Source organism: Pedobacter aquae, from assembly GCF_008195825.1.
Classification (GTDB): Bacteria; Bacteroidota; Bacteroidia; order Sphingobacteriales; family Sphingobacteriaceae; genus Pseudopedobacter; species Pseudopedobacter aquae.
The window spans coordinates 1326782-1341013 of sequence record NZ_CP043329.1 but is presented as its reverse complement, the minus strand read 5'-3'; the positions used below and the strand labels follow the sequence as shown (position 1 = coordinate 1341013).

Annotated in this window: 13 protein-coding genes and 2 tRNA genes; 2 read left to right on the top strand and 13 right to left on the bottom strand. The window is 35.6% G+C overall.

The features are described 5' to 3' along the window. Positions 1-8: 8 nt before the first annotated feature. The 11 genes from kduI to FYC62_RS05905 form a co-directional block, all read right to left on the bottom strand. A complete protein-coding gene (gene kduI, locus FYC62_RS05950) occupies positions 9-845 on the bottom strand; it encodes a 5-dehydro-4-deoxy-D-glucuronate isomerase (protein ID WP_149074294.1) in 837 nt (278 codons plus the stop codon). After that, a complete protein-coding gene (locus FYC62_RS05945) occupies positions 842-1855 on the bottom strand; it encodes a LacI family DNA-binding transcriptional regulator (protein ID WP_149074293.1) in 1014 nt (337 codons plus the stop codon). Before FYC62_RS05945 ends, kduI begins: the two co-directional genes overlap by 4 nt. A gap of 287 nt (positions 1856-2142) precedes the next feature. Continuing rightward, positions 2143-2227 (bottom strand) — tRNA-Ser (locus FYC62_RS05940). A gap of 103 nt (positions 2228-2330) precedes the next feature. Further along, on the bottom strand, positions 2331-3014 hold the full coding sequence (locus tag FYC62_RS05935; RefSeq protein WP_149074292.1) for a sulfite exporter TauE/SafE family protein: 684 nt from the start codon (positions 3012-3014) through the stop codon (positions 2331-2333). Then, positions 3011-3424, bottom strand: a complete 414-nt coding sequence (locus tag FYC62_RS05930; RefSeq protein ID WP_149074291.1) for a FixH family protein — start codon at positions 3422-3424, stop codon at positions 3011-3013. The genes FYC62_RS05935 and FYC62_RS05930 overlap by 4 nt, the downstream gene beginning before the upstream one ends. Before the next feature lie 8 nt (positions 3425-3432). After that, on the bottom strand, positions 3433-4809 hold the full coding sequence (gene ccoG / locus FYC62_RS05925) for a cytochrome c oxidase accessory protein CcoG (protein WP_149074290.1): 1377 nt from the start codon (positions 4807-4809) through the stop codon (positions 3433-3435). Positions 4810-4920: 111 nt separating this feature from the next. Continuing rightward, complete coding sequence (locus tag FYC62_RS05920) at positions 4921-5790, bottom strand: cbb3-type cytochrome c oxidase N-terminal domain-containing protein (RefSeq protein ID WP_149074289.1); 870 nt, start codon at positions 5788-5790, stop codon at positions 4921-4923. An 11-nt stretch (positions 5791-5801) separates the two neighbouring features. Continuing rightward, positions 5802-5966 (bottom strand): hypothetical protein, encoded by a 165-nt coding sequence (locus FYC62_RS17070; RefSeq protein WP_168199397.1) that lies wholly within the window; start codon positions 5964-5966, stop codon positions 5802-5804. Positions 5967-5977: 11 nt separating this feature from the next. Continuing rightward, a complete protein-coding gene (ccoN, locus tag FYC62_RS05915; protein ID WP_149074288.1) occupies positions 5978-8095 on the bottom strand; it encodes a cytochrome-c oxidase, cbb3-type subunit I in 2118 nt (705 codons plus the stop codon). 108 nt (positions 8096-8203) lie between these two features. After that, the gene (ccoS, locus tag FYC62_RS05910) at positions 8204-8386 is read right to left on the bottom strand and encodes a cbb3-type cytochrome oxidase assembly protein CcoS (protein ID WP_039451594.1); all 183 of its coding nucleotides are present in this window, start codon (positions 8384-8386) and stop codon (positions 8204-8206) included. Then, entirely contained in the window at positions 8383-10767 is a 2385-nt protein-coding gene (locus FYC62_RS05905) for a heavy metal translocating P-type ATPase (protein WP_149074287.1), read from the bottom strand. Before FYC62_RS05905 ends, ccoS begins: the two co-directional genes overlap by 4 nt. A gap of 204 nt (positions 10768-10971) precedes the next feature. Between FYC62_RS05905 and FYC62_RS05900 the strand changes: the two genes are divergently transcribed. Then, positions 10972-11043, top strand: a tRNA-Arg gene (locus FYC62_RS05900). A 390-nt stretch (positions 11044-11433) separates the two neighbouring features. Here FYC62_RS05900 and FYC62_RS05895 read toward each other — a convergent pair. After that, positions 11434-12630 carry an ROK family transcriptional regulator gene (locus tag FYC62_RS05895; protein ID WP_149074286.1) on the bottom strand — a complete coding sequence of 399 codons (1197 nt, stop codon included), beginning with the start codon at positions 12628-12630 and terminating at the stop codon, positions 11434-11436. Positions 12631-12835: 205 nt separating this feature from the next. Here FYC62_RS05895 and FYC62_RS05890 point away from each other — a divergent pair, with 205 nt between their 5' ends. Continuing rightward, a complete protein-coding gene (locus FYC62_RS05890) occupies positions 12836-13699 on the top strand; it encodes an N-acetylglucosamine kinase (RefSeq protein WP_149074285.1) in 864 nt (287 codons plus the stop codon). Positions 13700-13743: 44 nt separating this feature from the next. On the opposite strand, the gene FYC62_RS05885 is transcribed toward FYC62_RS05890, so the two are convergent. Beyond that, positions 13744-13959, bottom strand: a complete 216-nt coding sequence (locus FYC62_RS05885; RefSeq protein ID WP_149074284.1) for a hypothetical protein — start codon at positions 13957-13959, stop codon at positions 13744-13746. Positions 13960-14232 lie beyond the last annotated feature (273 nt).

The following is a 14232-nucleotide window of genomic DNA, read 5'->3' as shown; positions in this document are numbered from 1 at the left end:
TTTTTTAATTATTTAAGTTGAAAAGGTTGTACAATATCCATATCGCCATAATCTAGGTTCTCACCAGCCATACCCCAAATAAAAGAGTAGTTTGATGTGCCAGCACCACTATGGATAGACCAAGATGGAGAGAATACAGCTTGTTCATTGTTTAACCAAATATGACGCGTTTCATCTGGCTGACCCATGTAATGACAAACTGCTTGGTTTTGCGGAATTTCAAAATAGAAATAAGCTTCCATTCTTCTGTTATGCGTGTGTGCTGGCATGGTATTCCAAACACTACCTGTCTTAAGCTCGGTTAAACCCATTTGTAGCTGACAAGTTTCTACTACAGAGCTTACCAATAGTTTGCAAATTCTACGAGCGTTACAAGTTTCTAAACTTCCCATTTCTACAATTTCTGCTTCCTTTAGCGTTACTTTTTTGCTAGGGAATTTATGATGAGCAGGAGCAGAGTTGATATAAAACTTAGCAGGCTCTTGTGCATTTGCCGAGCTAAAACTTACATCTTTAGTTTCTTTACCGATGTATAAGGCTTCTTTGTAAGCTAATTCATAGCTAACACCATCAGCAACAACAGTACCTTTACCGCCTACGTTAATAATTCCTAGCTCTCTTCTTTCTAAGAAATAAGGCGCTTTTAAAGGATCGATAGTTTCTAAAACTAGCGTTTTGTTTACTGGTAAAGCACCACCAACAATGTATCTGTCATAAAGAGAATAAACCAAGCTTATTTCATCTTGCTGAAATAAATCAGGCATTAAAAATTCTTCTCTAATTCTTGTGGTGTCGTAATTTTTGAAATCTGCCGGATGCGCAGCATATCTTTCTGTATATTTCATAACTTTTGAGTTGATTTTCTAATAATTAATTGCGGTAATATTTCAATATTTTGATGTTGATCTGATACTTCTTTATGCTGTATTTTCTCTACTAATAAACTAGCGGCAGATTTCCCCATTTCTGTACTAAACTGCTCTACAGATGTAATGTCGAGCAATTCTGTAAAGGGTTCATTAGCAAAACCTGCAACACCTACTTGCTCTGGCACTAAAATGTGTTGTTGTCTTAAACGTAAAATAGCACCTAAGGCAGAGTAATCTCCGGAAGCAAAAATGGCATCAAAATCAACTTTTTGTTTCAAGAGTTCTTCAACAGCGGCAATACCTTTATCTTTAGTAAGTGTGTTTTCTATTACAAAAGAAGGGTTAAAAGCTATCTGATAATCTGCTAAAGCCTTTTTATAACCCTTTAACCTATCTTGATAGATGTTGATGTAAAGTGGGCCACTAAAATGAATAATTTTTTGATAACCTTGTTTGATAAGATGTTCTGTAACTTCATAAGCTCCTTTAAAGTTGTCATTAACAACTTGGTTACTTACTAAATTGTTCAAAGCCCTGTCAAACATCACAAAAGGGATTTTATTATTTAAAATCTCTTGAAAAGAATCTTCGGTTTGAGTTTCTTTAGAGATAGACATGATAATGCCAGCAACGTTGTTACTGAGTAAGGTTTTAACGTTATCTTCTTCGTCTTTAACACTCTCGTTAGATTGACAAATAATTACATTAAAACCATGTTGTTTGGCAATAGTCTCTACGCCATGTATCACATTAGAAAAGAAAACCCGATTAATACGTGGTACAATTAAGCCAATGGTATCACTGTAACCTTTCTTAAGTTTTTGAGCGAAAGAATTTGGTTGGTAACCCATTAATTTTGCTTGCTTTAAAACATTTTGTTTGGTAGCATCGCTAATTTTAGGGCTATCATTTAATGCCCTAGAAACGGTAGAATAATTAGTATTCAACTCGCGGGCAATATCTTTTATGGTTACTTTCTTTGTCATTTAGGTTCCCAAATCTAAACTATTTATTGTATTTGTGCAAACGTTTGTATTAAATATTTTTTAAACTTTAAAAGATGATAATTTTATTGTCTAATATCTGAGCAGGGCAGAAGAGCACTAGAATAAAGGTGTTTGTTTGGTAATTGCAATACTACTTGCAATTTATTAAGTTTTTTAGTTAGGGTAGATAGAGTTAGAAAAGGGGATTTTAAATAGATGCTTAAAACCAAAAAAGCCTGCAATCATTTGATTTACAGGCTTTTAATAAGATTTGATAAGAATATCAGCGGAGAGTGAGGGATTCGAACCCCCGGACCTGTTACAGTCAACAGTTTTCAAGACTGCCGCAATCGACCACTCTGCCAACTCTCCGCCGCAAAAGTACAAAAGCTATTGCTTTACGCAAATTTAATTTTAACTATTTTTTAATGTATTGATAATCTTACAGATAAACTCTAAAAACCAGAATTTAAGCTTAATGACAGATAGCGCCTTCGCTTAAAACCGGACTTAAAAACGGAATATTTAAATTAGCACCTCTTAAAATTAACCATAAGCCCATTAAAAGCATAAACCAAGGAAGTACGTTGTTGATAGCTTTCCGCAAACTAGGTTTTGCAAAATTAAAACCTAAAGTAGCAATAAGCATTAATGGGAGGGTGCCTAAACCAAAGAAAAACATAAACAAAGCAGACTGTGTAGCACTACTGGTATTTAAGGCGGTAGCCAAGGCTAAGTAAACAAATCCGCAAGGTAAAAAGCCATTTAGCATCCCAATTATAAAATGCCCGCTTCTAAATTTTATAGCTTTTATGATAAGTGATTGTATAGGATTAAAGCTCGATAATTTACCTAAACCTATTTTACTGTTTAACCGAGGGATAAGCTGTATCATAGCCGCCATCACAATTAAAGCGCCACTTATGATGCTTAAACTTTGTTGGAAGCCAGCAATCCATAATTGTTTACCTAATAAACCTATTAATAAACCCAAGAAAGCATAAGAAATAGCTCTTCCTAAATTATAACTTAGTTTTTCTAGTATTAAAGTAGTTTTATTGGTGTTGCCGGGTATAGCAAAAGCCAATGGCCCACACATACCAACACAATGCCAACTACCCAATAAACCTATCATAAAGGCTAGTTGTAAGTGGTTCATGGTAAGAATAAGTTTTCTTCATGCCAGTAGCTTTTATCTTGGTTTTGCCATCTGATGATAAGTTTCCACTCGCCTTTAGCTAAACTTGTTCTGGGTATTTGTACTTGCTTATCTTTTAAATCAAAGGTTTTGTCCAAAGCTTTGTCAGAAGGTCTTTTAAATTCTGCAGTACCAGCACTTAAATCATTAAAACTAATGTATATAAAATCATCACTCACCTGTACTTTTGGCGTGGCTTGGTCTGTTATAACCTGCTTTTTCTGATCAAATTCTTTATCATAAGCCAAGCCTTTTTCATAATAGTCTTTATCGTAGCTATCGTCTGGCGCTTGAAACATCATCACCACAAGAAATATCACAAAGCTCATAAAAAGCCCCAATCCAATGACTAATCCTTTTCCCCAATTCATATTTGAAATTAATTTACCGGTCCTAAAAAATTTGTTTTAATAGTGTATTGTTTCTCTTTACCTCTGTACACATCCAAACTGATATTGGTTTTAGTCTCCTTTATCATATTTGAAGGTACTAATAAAAAGAATGTTGTCTTACTAACGCTTTCTTTTTCTACATCGTTTACCGCTTGTATCCATTTTATTTTAATTCTGTCATCAAGCGGTTTAATAGAAATGTTAAGTTTTTCTGTTGTTTTATTGATGAGCTCGGCATGATACAGATTACTTATATAACCGCCAGGCTGCTCTTGATACAGCATACCTGCCGCTCTTAAAACGGTAATATCAATATCTTTTCTACTCATGATGAAATAGGTAAGTACAGAAGCTAATAATAAAATAATCACAGTATAGGCTTTCATTCTTGAAGTAAACCTAGGGCTTGTCTGATTTTTAATCATTTCTTCAGAATAAAAACCTATCAAGTTTCTAGGCTTATGTATTTTATCCATCACTTGGTCGCAGGCATCAATACAAGCGGTGCAGTTTACACATTCTAACTGCGTTCCTTTTCTGATATCTATCCCGGTAGGGCAAACAGCTACGCATAAATTACAATCCACACAGTCGCCAAGATTTTCTTGTTTCTCTGCTTTTTTAATTCTTCCTCTTGGTTCTCCTCTTAAATAATTATAAGCAACAACCAAAGAGTTTTTATCTAGCATTACACCTTGCAAACGGCCATAAGGACAAGCTACAATACAAACCAGCTCTCTAACTTTGGTAAATACGAGGTAAAACACCAAAGTAAATATCCAAATACCAATAAAACCTACCAGGTGTTGAGCAGGAGGCTCAATCATGATTTGAATCAACTCATCGCTACCAATAATGTAAGCTAAAAAAGTATTGGCTATAAGGAAAGAGATTAATAGAAATAAGCTGTGTTTAATTGTTTTTTTGATGATTTTATCGCTAGTCCATGGCCCTTCATCTAGCTTTTTTCTAGCAGCAGGTTCGCCTTCTATCCAAATTTCAATTCTTCTGAAAACCATTTCCATAAAAATGGTTTGAGGACAAACCCAACCACAAAACACCCTGCCAAAAGCAATGGTAAAAAGTACAATACACACCAAAAATAGGAGTGTAGCTAATACAAAAATGAAAAAGTCTTGCGGCCAAAAAACATGAGAGAAGAGAATAAATTTTCTATCGATGATGTTGAAAAGCAAAAATTGATGCCCTTGTATTTTGATATGTGGCGCAGCAAATAAAAATAAAAGAAGAAAATAGCTTAGATAGCTTCTGTATTGATACCACCTGTCTTTCCTCACTAATGGATAAAGCCATCTTCTCTTCCCGGTTGCTTCTACAGTGCTATGATAAGTTATTTCTTGCATGTGGAATGATAAATAAAGGGTTCTACTATATGTTTTAGATAGGTATGGGAAAGTTCAAGATTTACGATTTTAGGATGATTCTAAAATCGTAAATCTATATGCTAAAAATCCTTAGGATTCTTTATCACCTTGCGGCTCTTTCCCGTTAGGCGGATTGGTGCCTGCTAAAGATTTAATGTAATTAGCAACATCAGAAATTTGTTTTGGTGTAAGCTGTTTTTCCCAAGAAACCATACCTTTTTCTGGTACACCATATTTAATGGTTTTAAATACATTATTGATTTTGCCACCGTGTATCCAATAATCATCCGTAAGGTTTGGCCCAACGGTACCTTCGCCATTTGCACCATGGCATGCCACACAGTTTTTGGTATAAAGGGCTTTTCCTTCTGCAATAACACCGGCATCGGTACTTAATGCCACAGTATTCTCATCAACATTATTGGCAGATTGTGCTAAGAATGCCGCTTTTGCAGTTTCTGCTTCTTTAACCTCAATAGCATATTCTTCATCTTGTAACTTACCTAAATTAAACACATGGAAGTTTAAGATATACACAAAAGCAAAAGCAATAGTTGCATAAAAAAGGTACATAAACCATCCGGGAGTAGGGTTGTCTAACTCCTGAATTCCATCATAATCATGGTCTATCATCATGTCTTTTTCCTCTGATAAAGGTTTTAAAGACAGTACTTTTTGCCAGAATGTTGGTTTAGTAGGTTTCTCTGCTTGCAAAACAAACTCGTAATCTGGATGATTCTCAGTTGCAGCTGCTGCTTTAGCTTCTTCTGGTTTTAACAACAAAGCAGCCATTACTTTAAAAGTTTTAAGCAATACCAAACAAACGATACCAATTAAAACCAGCATGGCCAAAATGGCAACCAATGCTATATTATTCATCAACTCGCCATTAGCGGCAAAGGTTGATTGTGCTGTTAACAGCAACATCATGAAAACAAATATGGGTTTTATAAATTTCATGTTCTTGAGTATTAATCGTTATCAGATGCTAATGGAATGTTTTCCATATAGTTTACATGGCTCTTTTTCATTTTGATAAGCGCTATAGTAGCCCCAACAAAGAAGGTGAAAAAGATGAACAGCGATAATAGCATGTATATTTCGTTTCCGTTTAGATCATTCAATTGTTTAAACATGGCTGTAATTTTTAATTTTTAGCTTTAATATCTGTTCCTAATCTTTGTAAATAAGCAATAATGGCTACGATTTCTTTATTGCTACCTACCTTAATTTTGTCTTTAGCCAAGTTCTGGCTAATACCTTTAGCCTGTTTATCTAAATCTTGGTTAGCGATAAGCTCGTATCCATCAGGATAAGGAACACCTAGTGTACGTAGTGCTTTAATTTTAGATGCCGTTGTAGTGGTATCTAACTCTTGGCTGATTAACCAATCATAAGCTGGCATAATACTTCCTGGCGACATGGTTCTAGGGTCTAGCATGTGGTTGTAGTGCCAAGCATCACTATATTTACCACCTTGTCTGTGTAAATCTGGCCCGGTACGTTTAGAACCCCATAAGAATGGATGGTCGTAAACAAACTCACCAGCTTTGCTGTACTCGCCATAACGTTCTGTTTCAGATCTAAATGGTCTAATAGTTTGTGAGTGACAGTTTACGCAACCTTCTCTGATGTATAAATCTCTACCTTGAACCTCTAAAGCTGTATATGGCTTTACAGAGCTGATTGTTGGTACGTTAGAAGAAATAAAGAAAGTAGGAATCATCTCTACAACACCACCAATTAAGATCACAATTAAGCTGAATACCAATAAAGCCATTGGCTTACGCTCTAACTTGCGGTGCCAGAATTCTTTTTTAGCCTCCGCTTCATCCATTTTAGGTAATGGTAAAGCCTCCGCAGCTTCGTTTTCTACCAACTTACCTAAAGTCATGGTTTTGTAGATGTTATATGCCATTACAATAACTCCGGCAAGGTACATGGTACCACCAATAGAGCGCATAATGTGCATGGGGATAATTCTTAAAGTAGTTTCTAAGAAGTTTGGATATTTTAACAAACCTTCTGGTGTAAACTCTTTCCACATTAAACCTTGGGTGAAACCAGCCCAGTACATCGGTATAGCATAAAATAAGATACCTAAAGTGCCAATCCAGAAGTGGAAAGAAGCTAATTTTTGTGAGTATAAACTAGTTTTATACATTCTAGGTATCATCCAATAGATTACACCAAATGTTAAAAATCCGTTCCAGCCTAAAGCCCCCACGTGAACGTGTGCTACTATCCAGTCTGTAAAGTGCGCTACCGCATTTACTTCTTTTAAAGACAGCAATGGACCTTCAAATGTTGCCATACCATAAGCGGTAAGGGCAACTACCATAAATTTAAGGGTTACATCATCTCTAACTTTATCCCAAGCACCACGTAGGGTAAGTAAACCGTTTATCATACCGCCCCAGCTTGGTGCAATAAGCATGATAGAGAAAACTACGCCTAAAGATTGCGCCCATCCTGGTAAAGAAGTATATAACAAATGGTGTGGGCCCGCCCAGATATAAATAAATATTAAAGCCCAAAAGTGTAAAATACTTAAACGGTAAGAATAAACCGGTCTGTTAGCCATTTTAGGTAAGAAGTAATACATCATCCCTAAATAAGGTGTGGTTAAGAAAAACGCAACTGCATTATGTCCGTACCACCATTGTACCAAGGCATCTTGCACACCAGCAAATAGGTAATAGCTTTTAAAGGCAGAAATAGGTAGTTGAAAAGAGTTGACTATGTGTAAAACAGCAACCGTTACAAAAGTGGCTATGTAAAACCAGATTGCTACGTATAAGTGTCTTTCTCTTCTTTTAATGATGGTACCAAACATGTTGATACCAAATACTACCCAAATTAAGGTAATAGCAATATCAATAGGCCATTCTAACTCTGCATATTCGTGAGAACTGGTCAGTCCTAAAGGTAAGGTTATAACAGCCGAGACGATGATTAATTGCCATCCCCAGAAATGGATACGGCTTAAGACATCGCTAAACATTCTGGCTTTTAATAACCTTTGTAAAGAGTAATAAACGCCCATGAAAATGGCATTACCAACGAAGGCGAAAATTACCGCGTTGGTGTGTAAAGGACGTACACGCCCAAAAGTGGTGTACTGCGAGTCTAGGTTGGCTGCTGGTGCATACAATTGTACGGCTACCAATAAACCTACCAACATACCAATAATACCCCAAACTAAGGTGGCAATGGTAAAGTCTCTTACAATTTTGTTGTCGTAATAAAATTTATCTGGCTGCATAATTAAAGATTAGCTTTTTTGATGGTGTAAAATTACTTTGGCTCTCATGACAATAGAATGACTTTGCTTATTCATAAAAGTGAGCCATATCACATTTTTAAATAATGGCTATTTAGAAGCAGGAAATTGCTCTTCCGTTGTTTGTTTATCGTCAGCATCATCCATTAAAATTCTTATAGATGGGGTATACAAATCTGTATTTTGTCCGTTGTTTTGAGCCCATAAAAAGGCAAGTAAGAAAACAATAGCTACTAAAACGCTGCAGCCTATTAAAAAGAAAATGGTACTCATGATAATTGATGTTTTTTAGCCATGTAATGTGTTGCCAGGCTGGTGAAAGATATAATAGTAACAGTGCTTAAAGGCATTAAAATAGCTGCAAAAAGTGGCGATAATTGCCCGGTAACAGCTACGCTTAACCCTATAATGTTATAGGTAAGAGATATCCCAAAAGAAATATGAATAACTTTTACTGCCGATTTTGAAAATTTCAAGAATTGTGGTAGCAGGTGTAAAGCCGAGCCATCTAAAATAGCATCACTACCAGGGGTGAAATTATTGATATGGTCTGTTACCGCAATACCAGCATCACTTTGTTTCAATGCACCAGAATCGTTTAAGCCATCGCCAATCATCATCACTTTGGCTTGTTGCTCTTGCTTTTCTTCAATGAAATTGAGTTTATCTTGCGGAGATTGCTTGAACTGCAAATGAAACGGACTCTTAAAATAAGATTGTAATACCTCAGCATCCTGGTTAGAATCGCCAGATAATAAATAAGTATGATAATTTTTATTGATGTTGCTTAACAGCTGATCTAAATCTTTCCTAAACCTTTGTTTAAGTTCGAAAAAGCCTATATACTGCTCGCCAATTTTGATGTGTACCTCAGGGAATTCTTGTTTAGCATCTTTCTGATCTATAATAAGTTGTCTGCTACCTATTAAAACTTCTTTACCATCATATATGGCAGAAATTCCTTTTCCAGTGAGTTCTTGATAATGGGAGATAGCCACCGTATTTCTGTGCCCTAAAAAAGAGCAAATTCTTCTGCTATGTGGGTGAGAGGAGTTTTTACAAGCAGCATAAATAATATCTTTTGTTAGATGATTTAACTGCCCTTTAAAGATAACACCTTGATTTTCTGCTATACTTACCGTACCTGTTTTATCAAACACGATGGTATCTATGGCGGCAAGTTGCTCAACCACATCGGTATTTTTAAGGTAGAATTTGTTTTTATCTAAGATGCTTAAAGCTGCCGACATGGTAAAAGGTGTGCTTAGCGCCAATGCACATGGGCAAGCAATAATCAATATCGCGGTAAAGGCAGATAATCCTGTACGCCAGTCTTGTGGTAGCCAAAACAATAAAGTACCAAAAGCCAAAGCCAGCAAAGCAATGCTAAAATAATGGCTCACTTTGGTAGAAAAGGTTTTAATTTTTGTTGATTCTTGCTTTTGGAAAACCTCGTTATTCCATAATTTGGTTAAATAACTCTGCGAAACTGGTTTGATCACTTCTAATTCTAAAGCGCTACCTGTTTGCCTACCACCAGCATAAATAATTTCGCCCAAAGTTTTGCTTACAGGTAAAGATTCTCCGGTAACAAAGCTAAAATCAATTAAGGCATCGCCTTTGAGTAAAATAGCGTCAGCAGGTATAATTTCTTGGTTTTTGATGAGGATTCTATCGCCTTGAGCTAATTTTTCAAGAGCTACAGATTTTTCGCTTCCATCCTCATTTAAAACTTGTACCGCAACCGGGAAAAAAGAACGGTAATCTCTTTCAAAAGATAAATGATAATAGGTTTTTTGCTGCATAAACCTACCTATCAATAAGAAAAATACCAAACCTGTTAGGGTATCAGCAAAGCCATGCCCGGTATGGAAAACGTATTCTACAATGGTTCTAACAAAGAGCACAAAAATGCCTAGTGCTAGTGGGAAATCAATATTTAAAACACCAACTTTTAGGTTTTGCCAGGCATTAACAAAATAATCTTTACCTGAGTAAAAGAAAGCAGGAATACAGAATAAGATATTCAGTAAACTAAAGAACTCCCCAAACTTAGCCTCCGTTTCTGATAGACCAAAGTATGCCGGAAAGCTCAGTAACATCACATTACCAAAACAAAAACCCGCAACAGCAATCTTTTTAGAGAGGTTGTCTTTTTGTCCGCTACTTTTCTTTACCACATCTTGTAAGCTTATCAAAGGCTCGTAGCCTATGCTACTCATCAGCTCAACCAAAGCTCTTAGGCTAATTTGTTGAGGATTAAATTGGATATAAACCTGTTTTTTAAGAAAATCAACACGGTTTTCTAAAATACCGGGATGCAGGGTATACAAATGCTCTAATAACCAAATACAAGAACTGCAATGTATAGCAGGAACGTAAAGAGAGATAATGGTTTTTTGCTCATCGGTATAATCAATAAGCTGTTGGATAATTTCTGGTTCGTCTAAATAAGCAAATTGTTTATTTCCTGATACTTGAGTTTCACCGGGATGTTGGTTTAACTGATAATAATTACCTAGTTTACTTTTAGATAGGATAGTGTAAACATTAAAGCAGCCAGTGCAACAAAAAGATTTCTCATCTTTTTGATGTTCTTCTGTATAACAATCATTACCACAGTGGTAGCATGTAGTTCCGGTTAGTATAGCCATAAAACAAAACTGCTGATTTAAGGTGGGCAGGGAAATGATTTAGCTTTAAACAAAATATGATGATGATCATATTTATACTGTAAAATTGATTTTAGGTTTCAAAAAATAACAGCATTGCAGAAAGGAAGACTTACAAAAAACGCCCTTATAGCTTATGGTTTATCCCCTAAAATAATCGAAATGTATTTCTATATTTGCAACAAAGCCTCCGTAGTTTAATGGATAGAATGATGGTTTCCGGTACCATTGGTAGGGGTTCGAATCCCTTCGGAGGCGCAAAGGTATTTTTGATTGATTGATTTTTGATTGATTGATTTTCCTGTTTTTAATTTTAATTTTTAATTTTTCCTTTTGAATTTTCAAGGTCATTGCGATGAGGAACGAAGAAGCAATCTGTTGTTATTGAATGAGTTTAGAATGAGAGATTGATAGTTTTTTTGAATTAGTTGCCAGTTTTGGATAGTGAGTTTTATTGATTGGTTTTTGAATGAGTGAAAATAAGCTTCCTATTTTTGAATTTTTAATTAAGTTCCAACCTTCCACTTACCACTTCAAACCTACAACCTACAACTTACTACTTACCACTTCAAACCTACAACTCACCACTCCCAACTTACCACTTTAAACCTACAACCTACAACTTACCACTCTCAACTCACCCCCCCTTTAAACCTTAGCCCCTTTCGGTACATACTGCTCCATCACTAAAATAGCAGATCCAATCAACTCAGCATCAAAACCAATATCAGAAATGTAAATATCAGTATCTCTGGATAAACGCGGAATACAATGCTGGTTTAAAGCTTGCTGAATAGGAGGTAAGAGTAAATTTCCGGCTTTAACACCACGACCACTAATCACAATAGCTTTAGGGTTGGTAATATGTATTAAAATAGATAAACCTTTACCAATTTTATAAGCCGCTTCAGAAATTAGCTCTATAGCGTATTGGTCGCCTTGATTGGCTACCTCTATTAAAGCATCGGCTACAGCCAGTCTAGATTCTTCTTCCTGATATTTAAAATTAGATTTTCGGCCGTCTTTTAAACCCTGAATAGCTTTTTCAGTAACAGCCAATAAAGAAGCTTCAACTTCTAAACAACCCTGCTTACCGCAAGAGCATAAAACTCCATTTTCTGAAATGGGGATATGACTAAACTCTCCGGCAAACCCGTTTTCACCTCTAAAAAGTTGCCCGTTGATAATCATCCCTAAACCAATTCCCCAGCTGAGGTTAATCACCATCACGTTTTTAATAGCTTTTGCCAAACCAAATTTAAGCTCAGAAAGGGCAATTAAACTCGAGTCGTTATCTATAAACACCGGCAAGCCAATAGCCTTACCGATATGTTTGGTGATACTTTTTTCTTTGTTAGTTAAATACGTGTAGTTGATACCTTCTTGCGTATTTACAAAACCCGGCATCCCAATGCCTACGCCAATAATTGTTTCTCTATCGATTCCTGATTTTTGAATGTGAGCATCAATAATTTCTGTAAGCTTTTCTAAAGCATTGGGGTTGTCTTTTAGTTTAAGGCTTACAAACTCAACCGGAGATACGTAATGATTTGCTAAATCTATAATACCAATTCTGGTTAAAAGCTGATCCATGGCTACGGTAACAATAAACAGCCTATCATGCTTAACAGCATACATCAATGGTCTACGGCCACCGCTAGATGCTGCATAACCTTTCTCTACCACAAAGCCAGTTTCTATAAGATGATTTAATGATTTGGTAACCAATGGGATACTTTTATCAATTAAATTGCTGAGGTCTGCACATGATAATATCCCGCCATAATACAATTGCTGTATAATATCGAAATAGAGTTTAGCATTTTTCTTATTGGTATTAAACATTGTGCAAATTTAGGTAACTCAACTTATTGGGGCAATATAAAAAAATTACTAGTATTTTTTGAAAAGAGGAATATGTTTAAAAAATATTTAAATATAAATTCATATCTTTTTAATATTTTTTTAAAGTTTTAGATTCTTTTGCTATTTTTGATTTTGTGAAAGGCGAGTACATCATCTTCACCCCATATAAATACGATAAACAAGCATGATTTTAATTGCAGATAGTGGTTCAACAAAAACCAGTTGGTGTTATTTACAACCCGGTAAAGAGCATATTTATTTCAACACAGAAGGCTTTAATCCTTATTATGTTGATAGTAAATACATTGCTGATGCAATTACCAACCATTTACCAGCTGATATAAATGTAACACAAGTTGCTGCCATTTATTTTTACGGTGCCGGTTGCAGTACCGATAAAATACCTGTTGTAGCGCAAGCCTTACAAAGTGTATTTAAACATGCCGAAAATATAAGCGTACAGTCTGATTTATTAGCCGCCGCTCGTTCTGTTTTAGGTAACCAAGCAGGTTTTGTAGCTATTTTAGGTACCGGAACCAATAGTTGTTTGTTTGATGGCGAAAAAATGGTTTACCAAGTAGATTCTTTAGGTTTTGTTTTGGGTGATGAAGGGAGCGGAGCATACCTAGGTAAACAATTGTTAATAGCTTATTGCAGAGCATTGTTACCTAAAGATTTACAAGAACTTTTTTGGGATACCTTTAAAATCACGCCTGATGAAGTGATCAATCAAATTTATACCAAACCTTTACCAAATAGGTTTAGTGCAAGCTTTAGTAGGTTTGTGGGCGAGCATATAGCGCACCCATACATTATAGATTTAGTAAAAAATGCCTTTAGAGCTTTGTTTACCAATATCATTTGCCATTACCCCGATTACCAAAAATATAGCTTTAACTGTGTGGGCTCTGTAGCGCACAACTACTTACCTTTTTTAATAGAGGTGGCGGCAGAGTTTAACATGTCTGTAGGAAATGTTATTAGAAACCCGATAGATGGGTTAATCAAATATCACGAAACTTTTATGAATAAAGATCAGGTTGTTTAGTTTGGAATGCCATTGTTAATCCCCGGAGAAATTCTGGGGGTTGACTAATGGTTTCTTTCATCAATCCTTTGGCCAATCAGTTGCACATTTTCTGCGCTTAACTCTTCTTTTAATTGCTCTAACAAGCGCCAGCCACCATTTTCTTTTACAATTGAACCAATCTTTACAGCATTTAACGAAATGGTATAAACACCATTTTTCTCTTCTTTAGCTCTGCAAATACTATCCTTAAAAATACCCGGTACTTGAAAAAATTCCATATTGCTCAAAGATATTGTTTTTTCATTCAGTTGTCAGTATCAGTTGTCAGTTATCAGTTAAGAGTTTTCAGTTAAGAGTTTCCAGTTCTGGGTGGTTAGTTTCTTGTTTTTGAATTTTTAATTTTTCCTTTTGAATTTTTCGTTCAGTTGCCAGTTATCAGTTAAGAGTTTCCAGTTCTGGGTGGTTAGTTTTATTGATTGATTTTCGAATGAGGGAATTATTGATAAGGCTTTCAGCCTTTTGCTTTACGCTTTCAGCTCTAAGATTAATTT